The sequence below is a fragment of the Chryseobacterium sp. LJ668 genome, assembly GCF_019613955.1.
Taxonomy (GTDB): Bacteria; Bacteroidota; Bacteroidia; order Flavobacteriales; family Weeksellaceae; genus Chryseobacterium.
In genome coordinates this window covers 2,155,001-2,176,119 of sequence record NZ_CP080443.1, presented here as the reverse complement: position 1 = coordinate 2,176,119, position 21,119 = coordinate 2,155,001, and the positions used below count along the sequence as shown (strand labels likewise).

The window sequence follows — 21,119 nt, the reverse complement described above, 5'->3', positions numbered from 1 at the left end:
TTTTTATATTTAAGAAATTTTTCTGATTTCATGAGCAACATCCTGAATTTGGGGTACATTCAGCATTCTGACTCCTGATATTGCTGAGATTTAATTTTTGTTTCTCCTGTGGAATTCCGCAGGCATCTTGAGCCAGACAAGCCGTAGTTTTGTTAATTAAAACAAAGTTTTTTCCGTTAAACTCTAAATCGTATTTTCCGATTGTACTGCTTTGATATTCTACTTCAATTTCAGAATCTTCGATCTCTAATTTTTCTTCTGAAAGTTGGATAATGTTTAATAACTTCTGCGGTTTAAGACGATGCTGAAAATCGTCTGCATTCCATAATTGGAAGCTGACCACTTTTTCTAAGCGAATCACACCGCCACAATCGATGAAGTTTTTTGTGATCTGTCCTACTTCTGTCACGTGAAAATGCTCCGGAACCATTATTCCATTTTCTAATTGAAATTCTACATTTTCTAATGTCGGCAGAATGTCTTTGATGGCTGATAATTTCATATTGTATGAATTTTATTGTCTTTAATTAATTGTAATATTGCTATATAACGATGATGTGATTAAAAAAAACTTCTAGCAACAGGAGTTTGATGGTGCATTATGAGTAAAAAACAAAATCAATTCATCCTGAATTGTACCCCAAACTTTATCATCAATACAGTAGCAAACTGATTTTCCTTCGATTGAACCTTTGATGATTCCAATATTTTTCAGTTCTTTTAAATGCTGGGAAATTGTTGCCTGTGCCAAACCCAGTTCTTCCACAAGATCATTACAGATGCATGCTTTTTGATTAATGATATGCTGCAGAATTGCGATTCTTGCAGGATGTCCCAAAACTTTGAAAACTATTGCCAATCTGTTTTGCTTGTCGGTAAAAATTTCGGTTTTTGTAAGTCCCATATTGTATTTTAACATCGCAATATTACGATAATAAATTCTAATAAAGAAATTTTAATTTAAGATTATAACTTTAGATTGGTGAAATTTTAGTGAAAAAGATATATTTGCATTATCTTTTAAAAGAAAAAAAATCGTTTGAAATTATGGGAAAGAAAAAATACAAGAAACAACTGCTCAAATCTTTGAAATCTCTTGGTGAATCTGAATATTTAATCCTTACAAGCATGACCAATCTTATGCTGCAGGGAGAATTACAGAGAAACAATATTGATTTTAAAGATGGTGATACCTTCAGTTTCAAAGATAATATTTTTGATTACAGTGAAGATAAAAATGTTAGAAGACTGGCCAGACTTCGTAGGGAAATGCTGTCAACCATGAACAAGCTGGTAGTAAAAAATAAATTTAAAGATAAGGAAATTAAGTTTTTGAGTTAATTAAAGCTTCGTTTTAAATATAAAAAGTCCCGGCAATTCGGGACTTTTTTGTTTTATGTGAAAAGAAAATTATTTTTTAGATTTTTCTTTCAGCTCTTCTTTGTCTTTGTCTGATGGATTCCAGACTTTGATCTCAGCATTTTTGTTTATCCCGGACAATATCTGCACCTTTATTCCATCACTTGCACCTAGTTTTACAAATACTTTTTTAAATTTTCCGTCAGGTTGCTTCACTTCAACAAAAGATTTGTCTTTCCCGTTGCTTTTTTCGTACTGTACCAAAGATTCGTCGATCAGAAGGGCATTTTTCTGTGAACTTAAAACAATTTCACCGTTTGCCGAAAATCCTGCTCTTATATATTCATTATTCGGATTATTGACATCTGCTTCTACAGGAAATTTAATGGTTCCGTTGGTATCTTTCCCTTTTGGTGCAATCATCGTAAGTCTTCCCGGGAAAGTTTTATTTTGCAAAGCACCAATTACGATATTCATATCCATTCCTTGTTTTAACTTTCCAGCCTGCGCTTCATCAATTTCACCTTGAAAAATTAAGGAATTTAAATTGGCAATAGAACAGATGGTCGTTCCGGCATTAAAAGAATTGGCTTCAATTACCTGACTTCCTACTTTCACGGGAACCTCAAGTACTGTTCCTGCAGCTTTTGATCGAATCTGAGTTGTTGCCAAGCCCTGTAGTTCCGGAGTAGCACCGGTTTTAACAATCTGTAATCTCTTCTGAGCGGTCTGAAGCTGCTGATTGGCATTTTTCAGGCCTTGCTGTGTAGAAAATAACTGTTGTTGAGAATTCAGATATTCCTGCTTTGAAATTACACCTTGAGTATATAATTTCTGCTGCATCGCAAATTGCTTTTGCATGTTATCAACATTCATTCTGGCATTGCTGATCTGAAGCTGGGAATTAAGAACTTCCTGCTGAGCATTGTTTACTTCAGCGATATTGGGAATAATTTTCACTGTCGCAATCAGCTGTCCGGCTTCTACCCTGTCTCCTTCATCAACTAAAATTTTATCGATAATTCCTGCGATATTTGGTTTTATTTCAATTTCCTCTTTAGGAATAATTTTCCCCGTAGCCATCACTTTATCGTCCATATTCTGAACGGTTGGTTTTCTGGTAAGAAAAGCTTCACTTTCTTTAGAATTTGATGTAACCAAATAACTGATTCCCGAAAATAATGCAAGCGCAAATAAGAGTCCCAATACGATATAAATGGCTTTTTTCCAGGTGAACTTCTTTTTCATATAATAGTTTATTTTTTTTATTTAATATTTAATTTAGTTTAAGATTAAAAACTAATCTCTAAATCTGTATTCCAAATGTTATTCACTTCTTAATGCTTCAATCGGTCGTATTTTCACCGCTCTTTGCGCAGGAATCATCCCGATAATTAAACCTAAAATCACCATCACCGACATGGCGGCAAAAACATTTCCGTAGTTGACGGTCGGATTATAGAAAGGGAACTCATCCTGATTTTGAGTCAGCATATTGAATATCATTAGCACCAAAATACCGAGAATAAAGCCGAGCAATCCCGAGCTGAGAGTGATGACCACACTTTCAAGCAAAATCTGATTTCTAACTTCAGAAGGTTTTGCACCTAAAGCCCTGCGAATACCTATTTCTTTGGTTCTTTCTTTTACGGTAATCAGTAGAATATTTGAAATCGCAATGACTCCTGCCAAAATCGTCAAAGTACCAACAATAATCGTAAGAAGCTGCATTCCGGTCAAAAATCCTGTGAGCTTTTTAAACTCTTTTCCTAAATTAAAACTTCCGAAAGCATTAGTGTCTTCAGGAGAGACCTGGTTTTTTGCTTTTAACTCGGTTTTTACTCTTTTTTCAACACTATTTACGTCAACATTAGGCTTGCTTACGATAGCAAACATATCGATCTGGTCGCCTGCATTGTACATTTTTGTGTAAGTAGAAAGCGGGATAAAAACAGTACGGTCATTTTCAAAACCGCCGCCTTTTCTTACCCTGAAAACTCCTATTACATTAAAGAAAAGCCCTTTCACATTAATAGATTTTCCTAGTGGATTTTCTTTCTTTTTTGAATTGAAAAAGTTGTTGTACACCTCTTCACCAATCACCACCACATTTTTATTGCCGGAAACATCTGCATCATTGATATATCGTCCGAAGATCAGTTTTTTTTCTGAAATTTTATTTCCTATCGGATAATCTCCCGTTAAAGAATAGATAGCATTTTTTCCATTTCTTGACATTGATTCTCCGGGCGTTCCCGTAAAGCTTCCTCGTGAATTTTGCGGTGAGATATAATCGATGTCTGATATTTTTCTTTTTAAAAGGTCTACATCAGAGAGTTTTAGATTGACATCTCTTCCTTTGGGAAAACCTTCATAAGGAATTGAGGTATTTTGTGCCCAAAGGAAAATCGAATTGGTTGCAAAACCTGAAAATAATTTATCAAAGCCGTTTTCCATTCCTTTTGCAGAACCCAGCAAAACGACATACAGAAACATACCCCAGCCAACACCGATCATGGTAAGAAATGTGCGGAGCTTATTATTCCGTAATGAATAATAAATTTCCTGCCAGGTATCTTTTTTAAATATAATGTTCACTTTTATGAATTATAAGATATTAATTAAGGGGTGTAAGTTGAATTTCATTTTCAAATGATCTTATTAACAAATTTTTAAATTAAATTATTCTGTTCTTAAAGCTTCGATCGGTTTTATTCTTGAGGCTCTGTAGGCAGGAACAAATCCGGCAATCAGCCCGGAAAAAACGAGCGCCACGAATGCCGCAAAAACAGTTCCCCATCCTACGCTCGGGCTCATAATAAAATAATCTTCAAGACTGTCTCCTATTAAATGAAGTGTTAAAACTCCCAGACCGACACCCACAAATCCCGAAACTACGGTAATTACCACACTTTCCTGAACAATCAGTGCGACAATGCTTCGGGGTTTTGCACCAATCGCTTTTCGTACACCGATCTCTTTGGTTCGCTCTTTTACGATATACACCATAATATTGCTGATACCAATAATTCCTGCGAGTAAAGTTCCTAAACCGATAAAAGTTACAATTCCTGTCAAAACGGCCATAAACATAAATGTTTCATTCATATTTTGAGCGTTATTCCAGACACGGACCGCATTTTCATCATCTGGAGATACATTTTTTCTGGATTTTAATCTGCTTTTCAGCTCATCTCCATATTTGATGGCTTGTTCGGGCGTCATATTTTCGTTATAAGCAATGTAAATACCACTCACCGTATCAGAACCCTTTTTCATTTGCTGCAGAGTTGTAATCGGAACCGTGATATGTCTTTCGTCCCAATCGCCACCGTCATCTGAAAAAACTCCGACAACTTTAAACATCGTTCCGTTGATATCCAGATCTTTTCCGACGGGACTTCCATTTTTTATTAAATCTCGCTGCACCATTCTTCCTACAACCGCAACATTTTGCTTTCTCTGCAAATCTCCGGGTGTGAGGTAACGTCCTTCGAGCATTTTTCTGTTTTCGATAAATTTTTCTTCGGGATCAGCACCGTTGATCTGGTAATTCCCGCTTTCTTTACCGTATTTCACCATTAAATTGGCAGTGTATCTCGGTGTAGAATAACCTACTTTTTCTTTATCGCTGTCAATCAGGAAGTCATAATCGTCATTATTCATCGTAACAGTTCTGTTTGACTGCAAACCTTTATAAGCTACTGTTGTATTTCCAGTGAAAACCGAAATAAGATTTTGGGCGTCTCTTGCAAAACCCTGGGTAAAAGCATTTTTCAATCCGGTCCCGATTCCGAAAAGAACAATAAAAATAAACAGACCCAAAGCTACCGTAAAGCCCGAAAGTACCGTCCGCAATACATTACTGCGAATAGAGCTGAATATTTCCTGCCAACGATCGAGGTCAAACATAGTTTTTTTGGTTTGAAGCGGGAAGCTGGATGATGGAAGTTTCCAATCTTACCGCTGATTTTTTTTAATTAAATATATCTTAATAAAAGCAAAACTTTATTAAGCACTCTTAAAACTTCCAGCTTCTAGCATCTATCTTACAGCTATAAGACAATCTGGTTGATAAACTCATCGCTCTCAATAATTCCATCGCGGAGAATTACATTTCTTTTAGTTTGCGCTGCAACGTCCGGCTCGTGGGTTACAACGATAATGGTTTTTCCTTCGTTGTTGATATCCTGAAGCAGTTTCATAATATCGTGAGTGGTTTTAGAATCCAGTGCACCGGTAGGCTCATCTGCTAAAACAACTTTAGGATTGGTAATGAGGGCTCTCGCAATAGCAACTCTTTGTTTTTGTCCACCTGAAAGCTCATTCGGAAGATGGGTTGCCCATTGTGCCAAACCTACTTTCTCCAAATACTCCATTGCTTTTTGATTACGCTCTTTTCTCGGAATGTTTTGATAATATAAAGGAAGCGCAACATTATCCAAAGCTGTTTTGTATCCTATCAGATTAAACGATTGGAAGACGAATCCCAGGAATTTTGAACGGTATTCTGCGGCTTTTACCTCATTAAGATGTTCAATAGGAATTCCGTCGAGATCATAAACACCACTGTCTTTTTCATCCAATATCCCGATTATATTCAGCAAGGTAGATTTTCCGGAGCCTGAACTTCCCATAATAGAGACAAATTCACCCTCGGAAATATTGAGATTAATACCCTTAAGAACGTGCAGTTTACTTTTACCTGTGTCGTATGATTTATGTAGATCCTGAATTACTAACATTAAGTGGTTGCTGTTTTTGTTCTCAATAAGTAGCAGATCTCTCCGTTTTGTTACAGGATTAAAAAAATCTTTAAAAAATCAACTGTTTAATGTTTAAATAATTAAAAATCAAATAATTAAAAAAAAGTGTTTAACTATAATCCTTACTGAGCTGTTATTTTTATCATTTTACTATCTGTAAAGCATTATCAGAGCGAGTTTCATGTAAATGTGGAAAACTTTTAAGGCTAAAAGTCAATCATTTAACCATTACCCCTTTTAAAATAGGTCTGCGTTGTCTAACTTTGTGCTTGTACGACAGAAGAGAAGAATAACAATTTCCGTTGATCAGTTTTTCAAACAACTTACGACGAATCAGAAAGTTACAAAGCTTCAAGAACATTTACAGTGATCTATTTTTTAATTTTTTTAAGACATTACAACTAAACATGGGAATTTTTGATAAAAGAGTAAGCTACAAACCATTTGAGTATCCTGAAGTTCTTCAGTTTACAGAAGCCATCAATAAATCATTCTGGGTACACTCAGAAGTTGATTTTACCGCAGATGTTCAGGATTTTCAGTCACAGTTGGAACCGCACGAAAAAAATGCGGTAAAAAATGCACTTTTGGCGATTGCCCAGATCGAAGTTTCTGTAAAGTCTTTTTGGGGAAATCTCTACAACCATTTACCAAAGCCTGAGCTTAACGGATTGGGTGCAACCTTTGCCGAATGTGAATTCCGTCATTCGGAGGCATATTCGCGTTTGCTTGAAGTTTTGGGATACAATGAAGAATTCCTGCATGTAGTGGAAGTTCCTGCCCTGAAAAAAAGAATTCAGTTTTTATCAAATGTATTGAAACACGCCAATTCTGCAACACCGAAAGAGTATGTTTCCTCTCTGCTGTTATTCAGTATTCTGATCGAAAATGTGTCTTTGTTTTCACAGTTTGCCATTATATTATCGTTCACTAGATTCAAAGGTTTCCTGAAAAATGTTTCTAATATTATTGCATGGACGTCTATTGATGAGCAGATTCACGCCAATGGCGGAATTTATCTGATCAATAAAATCCGTGAAGAGCAGCCGGATCTTTTGACTGATTCTGATATTGAAGATATTTACACTTTAGTCGACCAATCTATCGAACTGGAAGGTGAAATTCTGGATTGGATCTTTGAAATGGGCGAACTGGATAAGTTCTCTAAAGAAGACCTCATCAACTTTATGAAATACCGTGTTGACGAAAGTTTAATCAAAATCAACATGGAAAAACGATACAATACCACTGCCGAGCAATACAGCCCGATGAAATGGTTTGAAGAAGAAGTTTTCGCCAATTCTATGGATGATTTCTTTGCAAAAAGACCGGTGGATTATACGAAGCACGATAAGAGTATTACGGCGAATGATCTTTTCTAAACTTTAACTGAAAAATATTATTTGGGCGCCTTTTCCGCCTCCCGTTCCCGCTTTTTTGTCATTGCGAACAAAGTAAAGCAATCTGTAGAACTATTGATGAATCACAATAATAAAAAGAGCTCCACTCACGTCGGGGCGCGAGCGAAGCGAGCGGCAAAACAGTTAGTAGTAGAGATATCATTCCGAATCGCCACTCTCAAAACTTAATTTTTAACACTTAAATCAACCTTAATGGTTAAGATTTGAAACATTAAGATTGAATTGAGAAACATTAAGATAATTAAGACAACCAGTTGTGAAGAAAACTACCGTCATCTTAGCCCTGATTGCAGCGGCATCCTTTTTTGTGATTGCGATGACAGAAAAGTAAAATTGATGAAATAATATTGTTCGCAATCACAAAAAAGATATAGCGGAAAGCAGGCACACAAGTGAGAAGAAATACAAAACTTTCTGCTCCTAAAAAATTAATAACATAACAATGTACTTGGTACAGTTTACAATATAAAAAATGGAAGAACAAAAAAGCGATATCTGGTGGCTCAACGAAGAATCTGAGCAAATGCTGAATAGAGGTTACCTTTTGAAAGGAGAAACCGTAGACGGTGCAATCGACAGAATCACGACTGCAGCAGCAAAAAAATTATACAAACCTGAACTTCAGCCTGCTTTCAAGGAGATGATCATGAAAGGATGGATCAGCTTTTCTTCTCCGGTCTGGGCGAATATGGGAACACAGAGGGGTCTTCCAATCTCTTGTTTCAACGTTCATATTCCGGACAGCATTGAAGGAATTACCCACAAAATGGGTGAAGTGATCATGCAGACGAAAATCGGTGGCGGAACTTCGGGCTATTTCGGTGAACTTCGTAACAGAGGAACTGCCGTAACCGACAACGGAAAATCTTCAGGAGCTGTTTCGTTTATGAAATTATTCGATACTTCTATGGATGTCGTTTCACAGGGCGGTGTAAGAAGAGGTGCTTTTGCAGCATACTTGGATATTGACCATGGCGATATTGAAGAATTTTTATCGATTAAAGATATCGGAAGTCCGATCCAGAATCTGTTTACCGGAATTTGCGTTCCTGACTACTGGATGCAGGATATGATCGACGGTGATGCAGACAAAAGAAGAATCTGGGCAAGAGTTTTGGAAAGCCGTCAGCAAAAAGGTCTTCCGTATATTTTCTTTACGGATAACGTAAACAGAAACAAACCTCAAGTTTATAAAGATCTTGGATTAACGATCAATGCGAGTAATCTTTGCTCGGAAATCATGCTTCCGTCTACAAGACAGGAATCTTTCATCTGCTGTCTTTCTTCTATGAACTTAGAATTATATGACGAGTGGAAAGATACTAACGCTGTGCAATTGGCGATTTATTTCCTTGACGCTGTTTTATCTGAATTTATTGAAAAAACTGAAGGAAATTATTACCTTCAGGGAGCAAGAGACTTCGCAATGCGTCACAGGGCACTTGGTTTAGGCGTTTTAGGCTACCATTCTTACCTTCAGAAGAACATGATTCCTTTTGAGAGTTTTGAAGCGACGCAGTTTAATGCAAGAGCTTTCAAACACATCAGAACTCAAGCTGATATCGCGTCAAAAGAATTAGCCAACATCTACGGCGAGCCTGAATTATTAAAAGGTTACGGAATGAGAAATACAACCGTAATGGCGATTGCTCCTACCACTTCAAGTTCTGCGATTTTGGGACAGACTTCTCCTGGAATTGAGCCTTTTGCTTCAAATTATTACAAAGCTGGCTTGGCAAAAGGAAACTTCATGCGTAAGAATAAATATCTCGCTAAATTATTGGAAGATAAAGGTCTTGATAATGAAGAAACATGGAGAACAATAATGTTGAATCACGGTTCTGTTCAGCACCTAAATGAACTGACTGATGAAGAAAAAGCAGTATTCAAAACCTTCAAGGAAATTTCTCCTATGGAGATTATTTCTCAGGCTGCACAAAGACAGCAATATATTGATCAGGCGCAGTCTCTGAACTTACAGATTCCTTCTACAATGCCTGTGAAAGATGTAAATTACCTTTACATTGAAGCTTGGAAGAAAGGCGTAAAAACTTTATACTACCAAAGAAGTTCGTCTGTTTCTAAGGAAATGATGGTGAATTTTGTAAGCTGTTCGGCTTGTGAGGCTTAAGAATTATTAAAAATTATTTGAAACCACAGAATTTTTTCTGTGGTTTTTATTTTATATTTGTTAAAACCAAAGCTTATAATTTAATTTCTTAAACCTGAAATCATATGCAATTCGGAAAAGTAGAAGATCCTTCAACAATAGATTTCACATTACCAAAGGACCACTCCAGAACCAAAGAAATTCTAAAGCAAAATAAAAAAGGGCTTGAGAATATATCCATCGGCTGTGCAAAGTGGAATAAGACCGATTTAAAAGGATTTTATCCAAAAGGAACAAAAGACGAATTGACGTATTATGCGACACAATTCAATTCAATCGAGCTGAATGCAACGTTTTACGGAATGCCGACTTCCGAACAGGTTTTGACATGGAAAGAAAAAACTCCCTCAGATTTTAAGTTTTTCCCGAAAATCACCAATACAGTTTCGCATTTCAGAAGACTTTTAAATATAGACGATGTCGTGACTCAATTTGCAACAGCAGTTTTGAATTTTGATGAAAAATTAGGAATGGTTTTTTTGCAACTTCACGATAATTTTAAACCTAAAGATTACGAAAGATTAGAACAATTTGTCAATAAATGGCCCAAAGAAGTTCCTTTAGCCATCGAACTCAGAAATACAGAATGGTTTACTGATGAAGATATTTTTGATAAAACTTGTCAGCTTTTTGAAGACAATCATATCACGAATATAATCGTAGATACAGCAGGAAGACGCGATATGCTTCACATGCGACTCACAACTCCAACTGCTTTCATTAGATATGTAGGAGCTAATCATGAAAGTGATTATGACAGATTAGAAGATTGGTTAAAACATTTGACGAAATGGAAGAAAGAAGGTCTGCAAAATCTGTACTTTTTTGTTCATCAAAATCTTGAAAAAGCATCGCCTTTGCTTTCAGCTCATTTGATTGAAGAAATGAATAAAGAATGGAAAACTGATCTCACTGTGCCTAAAATGGGACAGGAAAATATGCCGAGTTTGTTTTAAACAAAATCTAATTTTGAAAAAATATTCACTTCAGTTAACGCTTACGTTTTTATTATTACTTTTAATTAATACTTCTTTCTACTGGGAAGGGGATTTGGGTATATTGGCGTTTCCTGCTTTTTTTATTCTTTTTATTATTTATTTTATTTTATCGATCGAATTTATCAGGCAGGTTTACATTTCTTTTAGAGACAAATTTGTCGACAAACCAAGAAACATACTCTTACTTTATATGTCTCTTTGCCTAATATTAATTATCATCAAACCCAATGGACTCATAAATTTTGATCAACTTGAAGGGGAAGACAGAATAATTGCACACGCAGAAGGAGTCGCAAACTGTACTTCAAGATTAAAATTGAAGGACTGCGGAAAATTTACTTTCGAAAGTGTCTGTTTTGGATTTGAGAAATCAAAAGGTGAATATAAAATAATTAAAGATACCGTTTACTTCACCAAAACAACAAGAAACTCGTTCGATCCCAAATTTGCAATTTATTGATAGAGAAGAAAACGAAATCATTATTTATGATAATAAGAACGATAAAAATCCGATGCACCTATCAATTATCAATAAGTAATCAAAATCATTTCTTTCTCACCATTAATGAAACATTCAAAAATATAAGAAGAAAGCATAGCGAAACCCAAATACCGGTCTGAATATTTTCGAAATTGTACGTTTCAACATGCTTCTTAGCCTGCTCAGAAAGCTTTTCACTTTGAATAATATAGTTTTGAGCCTCAATGATCTGATCCATATTTTTATTAGGAACGGCATGTTGAGAAAAGTACACCATATTTTTTTTTCCCAAATAACCTACAATCCAGTATTGATTTGATTTTGTGAGTTTAAGATGTTCTATTCGGTAATATTCGGGACGCACTTTTCCGATGTGTTTGGTTTCGAAAGTTCCGCTCTTATCCAGATTATTGACATTAATCAAATAGAAGTCTAGTGGCTGCGGAAGCTTATTAATAACCTGCAGTGAAACAGAATCTTTCACAATCCCAACCGAACTCTTTTTGATAAACCAAAACGTAAACAGCGAAATAGAAAACACCAAAGTGAAAATCCTGAATATTTTTGCCCATTTTGCAAGCTTCCCGGATTTCACTTTATAAAGAAAAAGCGAAACAATCAGTGAAAAAAAAATAATAGAAATGATAAATCCCATACCGCAAAGATAATAATTAGAGATGTTTTTGAGGGAATGTTAATCTACATTCCATTCTTTATAAAACTGGTTGAGGAAATTCAGCATAAAATCATGTCTTTCTTCGGCTATTTTTTTTCCCTCTTCGGTATTCATCAGATCTTTCAGCAACAAGAGCTTTTCATAAAAATGATTGATGGTCGTTCCGTTTGATTTTTTATATTCATCTTTTGACATATTCAGCTGAGGTTTAAGATCAGGATGATACATCAGATTATTTTTATATCCTCCGAAATTGAACGTCCTTGCAATTCCGATAGCGCCAATGGCATCAATTCTATCGGCATCCTGTACAATTTTCAATTCTATAGGCAAAGTTTCAGGTGCCTCTCCCCTGTTTTTAAATGAAATATTCTGAATAACAAATAAAACCTGCTGAATAATTTTTTCATCTATATTTTGACTTTCTAAAAATGCTCTTGAAATTTTTAAAGCTAGTGTTTCATCACCATTATGGAATTTAGGATCCGCAATATCATGAAGTAATGCAGAAAGTTCTACAATTTCAATATTGCAGTTTTCAGTTTTAGCGATTTTTTTTGATAGCTTCCATACCCTTTCGATGTGAAACCAGTCGTGACCGGCTTCTGCGCCATCCAGTTTTTCTTTAACGAATTGCACTGCATTTTGTATAATTTTATTCATTGTTGATTTTCGATTTTAATATTGCTTATTTAACCACCCAGTCTCAATTTTCTTCGAAAATTGATCCACCCCTCCAAAAAGTGGAATTTTTGCTTTGCTTTGTTATTCAATTTCGTTTACAATAATTTCCCAAAGATTTTTATTATAGCTTCTGAAAAAGTTGACATGTCCTATTTCTCCTTTTGCAGATTCTGAAGTTTTGATCAATCTGTAAGTGGGTTTTAAATTCGGATAAGTTTCATTTAACAATGATTTTATTCCTTTTTCAGTTAGCCAAACATCGTCTTCGGCCTGAATTACAAAAACTTTCTGATTCAGATCTTTAGAAAAATCATCTGTTTTTAACAATAATTTATTGGTAGATTTTCGATTCAAAATTAAGGTTCTCCAGTCATAAGCACAATTTTTTGGAAGACTTTCTCCCAAACTAAACCAATTTGCCGGAAAATAACCAAACAGCTCGGTGAATAATGGCTGAACAATTCCGAAACCTAAAAGAGCTTCTATTTTTGTGCGCCATTTTAGGTTTCCAATGAATGCATTTTGAGTTCCAACGAATAAAAATTCATTAAAAATGAACGAGTCTTTATTCATTCCCAAAATTAATGCTCCAACCGAATGCCCGAGACAGAATTTCTGATGAGCAGGAAAATTCTGAATAATATATAGTGTGAGAGCTTTATAATCTCTGGTTCCCCAGATTCTCATAGACGCTTTATAGTTCCTCATTTTCTGAGGTTTTGAAAGCCCGATTCCTCTGTAATCATATGTGAGAACGGTAAAACCTTTTGAAGCTAGAAACTGCGCAAATGAGAAATAAATCTGCTGCTTTACACCTGTTGCAGAATTGATCAAAAGAAGTTTATGATTGCTTTTTTCCGGTTTAAAAAGATGAGCAACGATCTGATTTTCGTCAAAAGTTTGAAGAAGCAGTTTTTCCATGGAATTAAAATAAATATCCACCTTCAAAAGTGGATATTTTTATGATCAATCAGTCTCGATTTTTACATTTTCTATATGCAGCAAATAATTTACGTCAAGAAATCTGAAAGCATAGGAAGGCCGGTTTGTGCACCTTTACCCAAAGATACTCTTGAAGAGACCTCGTTACCGAATCTCACACAGTCTTCGATGGCATTCCCATGGCATAATGCGATGGCAAAACCTGAGGTAAAAGCATCGCCCATCCCCATTCTGTAAACCATATTTTCACTTTCATTCCTGAAGTATTTCATTTCAGTTCCGTCATAATAAATGGTAGAATTGGTTTCATCTCTTATGAATACTTTATTGAAATATTTTTCTAAAACAATCTCCTTCTGATCTTCACCAAAAACGACGGCCAACTCTGTGCTTTTAACAATAATAAAATCTGCGCCGTCAATTATTTCATTACTCAGCGGTCTACCAGGCGAGGCATATATTCCAACAATTTTACCATTTTCCTTTGCTTTTTTCACCGTAGATTCAACAACATCCGCTGGAATTTCAAGCTGTATAAGGACAAGATTTGCAGAGTGAAAGTATTTGTCTGCTTCTTCCACATTTTGAGGGGTAAGATAATTGTTTGCGGCAGGAACCACTACAATTGAGGCATTGCCGGACGAACTTGTAACATAGGCAGTACCTGTGGCATCTTTTTCAGTTTCGGATACGAATCCTACATTTACATTCTCGTTGACCAGATTTCTCATAATCTGCTGGCCAAGAGGATCCATACCAACGCATCCTATAAAATAAACGCTGGCTCCCAATCTTGCTGTTCCAACGGCCTGATTAGCGCCTTTTCCTCCAAAATAACTTTCAGAGTGGGTCGCCAAAATAGTCCCGTTAGAACAAGGCACCCTGTCGGTGTATAAAACCAAGTCTAGTGAGCAACTCCCTACAACTATTATTTTCGGCTGTGTTGAAGAAAAATTCATCGTGATAAAATTAAAAAACTATATGTGAAGATACTCTTTTTAGCTCACTAAAATCTCAATAAATTCAGTAATAATTTTTACCGGTGCATTTGCTTTATTATAACCGATGTAACTCGCATAGAAACCTTCACCATAACCTGTTTCAAAGCCAAAAATTGTTCCTGCAGATTCTTCTGAAGGTTTTAAAAAAGCATATTGATCAATCGCACCATTTTCGTCAAAAAAATGCTCATGGAAAAATTCTTCGTAAATTCCCATAAAATCATCTCCTTTTCTTTGAAAAAGTTTCTGTTCTAAATCATTAAGGCTTGTCTGTGTTTCAACATCCATAAAACAGCCCATTCCGCTTTCTACGGGATACCCGAAAATTTCACCGTCTGCTAAATCTTTAATGTTCTGACTTTCAGTTGTAGCTAATTTCCAAGATGTAATTTCAGCATCAGTAAAAACAATTTCGGCATACGCAACACAGTTGCTTTCTCTTTCTTTGTGAAGCAGCACAGAAAAATCACCTTTAGGTAAAACAACTGAAAAGGGCTGCATATCATTTGTAATCAATGGGTCGCACGCAACGAGTTTTCCGGTTGGCAGATATATTTTTCCCACATCAAAACTTTCAAGCAGCGGACTTTCTACAAAGTTTTTTGAGAATAGTTTTTTTATATTTTCTAGGTGTGTCATTATTTTGATGGGTGTTTGATGATAGACGCTGGATGCGTGATGCAGACTTACATACGTTCTACATCCAGCTTCCTGCATCTACAATGTCTTTAATTTCTCTTCTAAAATCGCAATCTTATCCTGCGCATCTTTTTGTTTCTTGCGCTCAACTTCTACCACTTCAGGTTTTGCGTTGGCAACGAACTTCTCATTAGAAAGTTTTTTGTCAACAGAGATCAAAAATCCTTTCAGGTATTTTACTTCTTCTTCTGTTTTCTTTTTTTCTTCTTCTAAATCTAATTTTTCGCTTAGAGGAATTGAAACTTCCGTAGATCCCACAAGAAAAGTAAAGCTTGGCCTGTCTGTTTTTTCACCATAATGAATTTCAGAAATACTGGCTAACTTTTTAACCACCGCTTCATTTTCAAATACTGATGCATTGGTGTAAACTTCAACCTCTTCTCTTGGTGAAATTCCTTTTGTCTGGCGGTAATTTCTTACTCCTGATATGATTTCTTCCGCAGTTTCAAATTTTTCTATAATACTTTGGTTAAATTCTTCCGCTTTCTTCTGCTGAGCAATCACCAAAGCTTCTTCAGGTTTTCTTTCTGAGATCAACTGCCACAATTCTTCTGACAAGAATGGCATAAATGGATGTAGAAGCTTCATTAATTCTTCGAAGAAAACAATCGTCTGATCATAAACTGCTTTAGAAATTCCTTCTCCGTAATTTGGTTTAATTGCCTCGAGATACCATCCGCAGAAATCATCCTTCACTAATTTTTGAATCAAATGCAATGCATCAGAAATCCTGAATTTATCAAATTGGTCATTAATTTCAGCAATGGATTTATTTAATTGATTTTCAAACCATTCTATAGCTTCATTATCTGATTGAATAAGTGGCTTGTCTTCTTTGTTCCAATTTTGAGTCAGACGGAAGGCATTCCAGATTTTGGTCATGAAATTTCTTCCCTGAACCATCAAATCCTCGTCAAACAACAAATCATTTCCGGCAGGTGCACTTAGTAAACTCCCTACACGCACACCATCTGCACCGTATTGAGAAATTAAATCTAAAGGATCCGGCGAGTTGCCTAATTGCTTAGACATTTTTCTTCTCTGCTTATCTCTTACAATTCCTGTAAAATAAACGTTTTTGAAAGGTACTTCACCTTTAAATTCTAATCCGGCCATGATCATCCTGGCAACCCAGAAAAAGATGATATCCGGACCTGTAACCAAATCTACTGTAGGGTAATAATAATTGATGTCTTTATTATCCGGATCAAGCAGGCCATCAAAAACCGACATCGGCCACAACCAAGATGAGAACCAAGTATCAAGAGCATCTTCGTCTTGTTTTAGGTCGTTGGTAGTTAGTTGTGAGTTATTTGTTTTTTCTTGAGCTAAAATTAAAGCTTCTTCAATTTTTTCTGCAACAACAAAATCATTTTCTCCATCTCCATAATAAAAAGCAGGAATTTGCTGTCCCCACCATAGCTGACGAGAAATATTCCAATCACGGATGTTGTCCATCCAATGTTTGTAGGTATTTTTAAATTTTTCTGGATAGAATTTTACTTCGTCATTCATCACAACATCCAATGCAGGTTTCGCGATTTCAGACATCTTTAAAAACCACTGAACAGAAACTTTAGGCTCGATAACTGCACCCGTTCTTTCAGAAGTTCCTACTTTATTGACGTAATCTTCTGCTTTCAACAACAGATCTTTTTCTTCCAATTCTTTAGCGATTTGTTTTCTTACATCAAATCTGTTTTTTCCGGCATAGTGTAAACCATGATCGTTCAGATTTCCGTCATCATCTAACGCATCAATCATTGGTAACTGATGTTTTTGCCCGATTTCGTAATCATTAATATCATGAGCCGGAGTGATTTTCAATGCTCCCGTTCCGAATTCAATATCAACATATTCATCTTCAATAATCGGAATAACTCGGTTTACAATTGGTACAATAACATTTTTACCTTTTAGATTAGCATATCTTTCGTCATTCGGATTGATACAAACGGCAGTGTCACCAAAAATAGTTTCAGGACGTGTTGTAGCGACAGAAAGAAATTCTTCTGTCCCCTCAATTTTATATTTAAGAAAGTATAATTTTCCATTTTGTTCTTTGAAAATTACTTCTTCATCAGAAATATTGGTTTTAGCCTCCGGATCCCAGTTTACCATTCTGTATCCTCTATAAATAAGGCCCTTATTATAAAGATCGACAAAACTTTTGATGACCTGCTGAGACATTTTATCTTCTAAAGTAAAACGGGTTCTGTCCCAATCGCAAGAACAACCTAGTTTTTTTAACTGTTCAAGAATGGTTCCCCCGTATTTATCCGTCCAGTCCCATGCGTGTTTCAAAAATTCTTCACGCGTGATATCAGATTTATTAATTCCTTCAGATTTTAATTTAGCAACAACTTTCGCTTCAGTAGCAATAGAAGCGTGGTCTGTTCCCGGAACCCAACAAGCATTGAAGCCCTGCATTCTTGCACGGCGTACCAAAACATCCTGAATCGTATTATTCAACATATGGCCCATGTGAAGAATCCCTGTGACATTTGGCGGCGGAATTACAACGGTATAGGGAGGCTTTTCGTTGGGTTCTGAGTGGAAAAATTTATTTTCCAGCCAGTAATTATACCATTTCTGTTCTGTTTCTTGTGGATTATATTTCTCTGAAATCTGCATAAATTCTAATTCTTTGGCTTATAATTTGCAAAAATAGTTTAAAGTAAAAAAATTTTAAGTAATAATTAAAATAATTTTTAACTTTGTTTCTCAAAATTTATCTAACAAACATATTAACATTCAAGAATATGAAATCGCCAAGACCGACTTGTGAAACAAAAGACCAAGTAAGATAGGCGGTAACATACGACCTCAAAATTTAATAAATATCTACTTATGAAAACATTATTTGCAGGAATTGCGTTATTCGGAACATTTGCATTAGCATCTGCACAGACTATTACTTTTGACAAAACTACTTTCGATTATGGTGCTATCAAGCCAAATGCTGATGGTACTAGATTCTTTAATGTAACAAACACTGGTGATAAGCCTTTGATTATTTCTAATGTAAAGCCATCTTGCGGATGTACGACTCCAGAATTTAGCCAAGATCCTATTTTACCGGGAAAATCTGCCAAAATCAAAGTTGGATATAACACAGCTACTCCTGGAGCATTCAACAAAATGATCGAGGTATTTTCTAATGACCCGGTAAACAGCAGAAGTGTTATTTATATCAAAGGTGATGTAAACGCAAATGCTCCTGAGCCTAAAGTTTTGACACCTGCTGAACAGAAAGCTGCTGTAAAAGCTGAAAAAAAAGCGGCTAAGACTGCTAAAAAAGTAGCTGCAAGAAAATAATATTATTTTAAAATAATAATACTCAACCGTCTCGAAAGGACGGTTTTTTTTATTACATTTATTAAACTGTTCTATAATAACCAAATTAACTTCTTTAATTATTTAAATATATGAATAATGATTTCTCTGATAATTTCAGAATAACAAATAAATTTTCAATTAAAAAAGCTGCTACAGAATACACAGGAAAGCTCACCAAAGAAGAAGGTATACAAATGCTTGCCTTGGAGAAAGAAAAACTTCGTGAATTACAGGAAAAACTATATGCGGATGGCAGCCAATCTCTCCTGGTCGTGCTTCAGGCGATGGATGCTGCCGGAAAAGACAGCTTAATAGAACATGTATTTGGAGGTGTAAATCCTCAAGGTTGTAGTGTTACAAGCTTTAAAACACCAAGTTCTCAGGATTATGCCCACGATTTCTTGTGGAGACATTACCTGGCCCTTCCTCAGAAAGGTACAATCGGGATTTTCAACCGATCTCATTATGAAAGTGTTTTGGTATGTAAGGTACATCCGGAGTACAATTTAAATGAAAAAACATGGAAATCTGTGAAAGATTTTGATGATACATTTTGGAAAAACCGTTATGAAAGCATTAGAAATTTCGAAAAGCATCTTACCCAGAACGGAACAACGGTTGTGAAAATATTTCTTCATGTTTCAAAAGAAGAACAAAAGAAAAGATTGCTAGACCGTATCGAAGAAAAGGAAAAAAACTGGAAATTCTCTGCAGCTGATCTGCCGGAAAGAGCATTGTTTGATGAATATATGAATTGCTATGAGACTGCGATTAATGAAACATCAAAAGATGAAGCACCATGGTACGTTATTCCGGCAGATAACAAGTGGTTCGCAAGATTAGCTGCTATTCAGATTATCATTGATACGGTAGAGAAAATGAACTTAGAATTTCCGAAACTTTCAAAAGAAGATAAAGCTGTTCTCGAAGATGCTAAAAGCCAGTTGAAAAGTGAATAAAACGATACGAAGTTTCAATATAAAAATAAAAAAACGAGAAAATCTATAAGCCGGATTTTGTATCCCGAAAAATCGGGATGCCTGTTATTTATCTACGCTTTACATTGCTGCAAAACTTGAGCTGATTACCCCTCGGCTTTCAGGACGAGCCGCCCCTATTTTCATTGCTGAAAAGAACCGATATACTTATCATTGCACCGCAAAGAGTTTACCTGGTTTCACTACAGCCGAACTGTACCTGCTTTCTGTTGCACTTGTCCTATCCTCACGGATGACGGATGTTATCCGCTTTGCTGCTCTGTGGTGTCCGGACTTTCCTACCCTTACCGAAGTAAGAATCAACAAGCCGATTTTCTCGTGGCTGCAAAGATACATGATAATTTGAAAATGTAGTAATGAGTTCATTTGAAAATTATTGATTAGCGTGATAATAAGAACGCTTGCATGCTGGAAAAATTTAATCATTCATTTTCAAATTATTAAATTTTCAAATTTTCAAATTATATCATATCTTCGTGCCAATTATACAAAATTTTGATTTCTAAAGAGAAAGAATTTGCCCAGCTAATAAAAAATAATCAAGGTTTGATTATAAAAGTGTCGCGGCTGTATACTAATTCTCTTGAAGATGAAGAAGATCTCTTCCAGGAAATTGTATTGCAGTTGTGGAGAAGCTACGATTCATTTAAGGGAAATTCAAAAATATCTACTTGGATGTACCGGGTGGCTCTTAACACAGCAATTACCCTTTTCAGAAAAAAAAGCAAAAGCTTACCTACCAACGAACTGGATATCAATCACAAAGATTTTATTGAAGAGGAGGATGACAAACAACAGCAAATATCTTTGCTTTACACTGTTATTAAGACTTTACCTAATGTCGAAAGAGCAATTGTAATGATGTACCTCGACGATCTTCCTTATAAAGATATTGCAGCTAACCTTGGGATTACAGAAGTAAATGCACGCGTGAAAATGAATAGATTAAAGAAAACCTTAAAAGAACAGATGCAAAAATATGCCTGAATTTGATTTAGACAGCTTTAAAAAAGCTTGGCAGGAACAACCTGTTCAACAGAAATATGATAATAACGAAATCCTGAATATGCTCAACAGGAAATCGCGAAACTATATGAAATATATATTTTGGATCAGTGTCGCAGAATTTTCTTTTTTTACTATATTCGGATTGTTTTATATTTTACAGAATAAAGAATCTAATACTTTCCTGACCTCATTACAAAAGTTGGGAGTTGAAAAGAACCATGAACTGGAAACCAATCTTGACAGCATCTATCTCATTATAAAAATAGTAAGTTTATTGGTTACAGGATATTTTGTTATTCAATTTTACCAGAATTATCGAAAAATAAAAGTAGAAGAAGATCTAAAGATATTTATTACCAGGATTATCAATTTCAAAAAGACCGTCAATGCTTTTATCGTTACCAATATTGTTTTGTTTGTACTTTTTACAGCAACCTTTACAGTATTTGTGTTTTATGTATTAAACGACCAGAACATTCAAATCACAGCTTCTGCCAAAACAGGTTTTATTATAGGTATTTTAATCAGTACATTATTGTGTATTTTTCTGATTTGGATCTACTACAGATTAGTGTAC

General features: G+C 35.5%; 21 protein-coding genes and 1 other RNA gene (1 of these 22 cut by a window edge). 9 read left to right on the top strand and 13 right to left on the bottom strand.

The genetic code is table 11. The annotated features are described in order from the left end of the window. Positions 1-28 precede the first annotated feature (28 nt). Entirely contained in the window at positions 29-502 is a 474-nt protein-coding gene (locus tag K0U91_RS10195; RefSeq protein ID WP_220179552.1) for a DUF6428 family protein, read from the bottom strand. A gap of 72 nt (positions 503-574) precedes the next feature. Further along, positions 575-904, bottom strand: a complete 330-nt coding sequence (locus K0U91_RS10190) for an ArsR/SmtB family transcription factor (RefSeq protein WP_220179551.1) — start codon at positions 902-904, stop codon at positions 575-577. Between the two features lie 143 nt (positions 905-1,047). On the opposite strand from K0U91_RS10190, the gene K0U91_RS10185 reads away from it, so the two are divergent. Then, positions 1,048-1,341: a hypothetical protein gene (locus K0U91_RS10185; protein WP_219971260.1), complete on the top strand. Its 294-nt coding sequence runs from the start codon at positions 1,048-1,050 to the stop codon at positions 1,339-1,341. A gap of 69 nt (positions 1,342-1,410) precedes the next feature. Here the strand turns inward: K0U91_RS10185 and K0U91_RS10180 are convergent, their stop codons facing one another. The 4 genes from K0U91_RS10180 to K0U91_RS10165 all read right to left on the bottom strand — a co-directional run bounded on the left by K0U91_RS10180 (position 1,411) and on the right by K0U91_RS10165 (position 6,104). Continuing rightward, the gene (locus K0U91_RS10180; protein WP_220179550.1) at positions 1,411-2,607 is read right to left on the bottom strand and encodes an efflux RND transporter periplasmic adaptor subunit; all 1,197 of its coding nucleotides are present in this window, start codon (positions 2,605-2,607) and stop codon (positions 1,411-1,413) included. Between the two features lie 78 nt (positions 2,608-2,685). Then, positions 2,686-3,957, bottom strand: a complete 1,272-nt coding sequence (locus tag K0U91_RS10175) for an ABC transporter permease (RefSeq protein WP_219971258.1) — start codon at positions 3,955-3,957, stop codon at positions 2,686-2,688. A gap of 84 nt (positions 3,958-4,041) precedes the next feature. Beyond that, positions 4,042-5,271, bottom strand: a complete 1,230-nt coding sequence (locus tag K0U91_RS10170; protein ID WP_219971257.1) for an ABC transporter permease — start codon at positions 5,269-5,271, stop codon at positions 4,042-4,044. 143 nt (positions 5,272-5,414) lie between these two features. After that, positions 5,415-6,104, bottom strand: coding sequence for an ABC transporter ATP-binding protein (locus K0U91_RS10165; RefSeq protein WP_220179549.1), 690 nt, complete (start codon positions 6,102-6,104; stop codon positions 5,415-5,417). 428 nt (positions 6,105-6,532) lie between these two features. Between K0U91_RS10165 and K0U91_RS10160 the strand changes: the two genes are divergently transcribed. From K0U91_RS10160 to K0U91_RS10145, 4 genes are all read left to right on the top strand, one after another. After that, positions 6,533-7,507, top strand: a complete 975-nt coding sequence (locus K0U91_RS10160; protein WP_219971255.1) for a ribonucleotide-diphosphate reductase subunit beta — start codon at positions 6,533-6,535, stop codon at positions 7,505-7,507. 511 nt (positions 7,508-8,018) lie between these two features. After that, positions 8,019-9,677 (top strand): ribonucleoside-diphosphate reductase subunit alpha, encoded by a 1,659-nt coding sequence (locus K0U91_RS10155; RefSeq protein ID WP_219971254.1) that lies wholly within the window; start codon positions 8,019-8,021, stop codon positions 9,675-9,677. A 104-nt stretch (positions 9,678-9,781) separates the two neighbouring features. Then, entirely contained in the window at positions 9,782-10,672 is an 891-nt protein-coding gene (locus K0U91_RS10150; protein WP_220179548.1) for a DUF72 domain-containing protein, read from the top strand. A gap of 13 nt (positions 10,673-10,685) precedes the next feature. After that, positions 10,686-11,174 carry a hypothetical protein gene (locus K0U91_RS10145; RefSeq protein WP_220179547.1) on the top strand — a complete coding sequence of 163 codons (489 nt, stop codon included), beginning with the start codon at positions 10,686-10,688 and terminating at the stop codon, positions 11,172-11,174. 85 nt (positions 11,175-11,259) lie between these two features. On the opposite strand, the gene K0U91_RS10140 is transcribed toward K0U91_RS10145, so the two are convergent. From K0U91_RS10140 to K0U91_RS10115, 6 genes are all read right to left on the bottom strand, one after another. After that, positions 11,260-11,850 (bottom strand): hypothetical protein, encoded by a 591-nt coding sequence (locus K0U91_RS10140; RefSeq protein WP_219971251.1) that lies wholly within the window; start codon positions 11,848-11,850, stop codon positions 11,260-11,262. Between the two features lie 39 nt (positions 11,851-11,889). Beyond that, positions 11,890-12,534, bottom strand: a complete 645-nt coding sequence (locus K0U91_RS10135) for an HD domain-containing protein (RefSeq protein WP_220179546.1) — start codon at positions 12,532-12,534, stop codon at positions 11,890-11,892. A gap of 102 nt (positions 12,535-12,636) precedes the next feature. Then, on the bottom strand, positions 12,637-13,476 hold the full coding sequence (locus K0U91_RS10130; protein ID WP_219971249.1) for an alpha/beta hydrolase family protein: 840 nt from the start codon (positions 13,474-13,476) through the stop codon (positions 12,637-12,639). 89 nt (positions 13,477-13,565) lie between these two features. After that, positions 13,566-14,456, bottom strand: coding sequence for a ribokinase (locus K0U91_RS10125; protein ID WP_219971248.1), 891 nt, complete (start codon positions 14,454-14,456; stop codon positions 13,566-13,568). 39 nt (positions 14,457-14,495) lie between these two features. Then, positions 14,496-15,137 carry a DUF4241 domain-containing protein gene (locus K0U91_RS10120; protein ID WP_220179967.1) on the bottom strand — a complete coding sequence of 214 codons (642 nt, stop codon included), beginning with the start codon at positions 15,135-15,137 and terminating at the stop codon, positions 14,496-14,498. Between the two features lie 78 nt (positions 15,138-15,215). Beyond that, positions 15,216-17,831, bottom strand: coding sequence for a valine--tRNA ligase (locus tag K0U91_RS10115; RefSeq protein WP_220179545.1), 2,616 nt, complete (start codon positions 17,829-17,831; stop codon positions 15,216-15,218). A gap of 216 nt (positions 17,832-18,047) precedes the next feature. Here K0U91_RS10115 and K0U91_RS10110 point away from each other — a divergent pair, with 216 nt between their 5' ends. Further along, positions 18,048-18,515, top strand: coding sequence for a DUF1573 domain-containing protein (locus K0U91_RS10110; RefSeq protein ID WP_219971242.1), 468 nt, complete (start codon positions 18,048-18,050; stop codon positions 18,513-18,515). 110 nt (positions 18,516-18,625) lie between these two features. Beyond that, positions 18,626-19,495 carry a polyphosphate kinase 2 family protein gene (locus tag K0U91_RS10105; protein ID WP_220179544.1) on the top strand — a complete coding sequence of 290 codons (870 nt, stop codon included), beginning with the start codon at positions 18,626-18,628 and terminating at the stop codon, positions 19,493-19,495. A gap of 30 nt (positions 19,496-19,525) precedes the next feature. On the opposite strand, the gene rnpB is transcribed toward K0U91_RS10105, so the two are convergent. Beyond that, positions 19,526-19,853, bottom strand: an RNA gene (rnpB, locus tag K0U91_RS10100) — RNase P RNA component class A. A gap of 176 nt (positions 19,854-20,029) precedes the next feature. Between rnpB and K0U91_RS10095 the strand changes: the two genes are divergently transcribed. Both K0U91_RS10095 and K0U91_RS10090 read left to right on the top strand, forming a co-directional pair. Further along, on the top strand, positions 20,030-20,521 hold the full coding sequence (locus tag K0U91_RS10095; RefSeq protein WP_219971238.1) for an RNA polymerase sigma factor: 492 nt from the start codon (positions 20,030-20,032) through the stop codon (positions 20,519-20,521). Beyond that, positions 20,514-21,119, top strand: partial view of a beta-carotene 15,15'-monooxygenase gene (locus tag K0U91_RS10090; protein ID WP_220179543.1) — the 5' portion only. It continues 69 nt past the right edge of the window; the window shows 606 of its 675 coding nt (coding positions 1-606); its start codon is at positions 20,514-20,516; its stop codon lies off the right edge, out of view. The genes K0U91_RS10095 and K0U91_RS10090 overlap by 8 nt, the downstream gene beginning before the upstream one ends.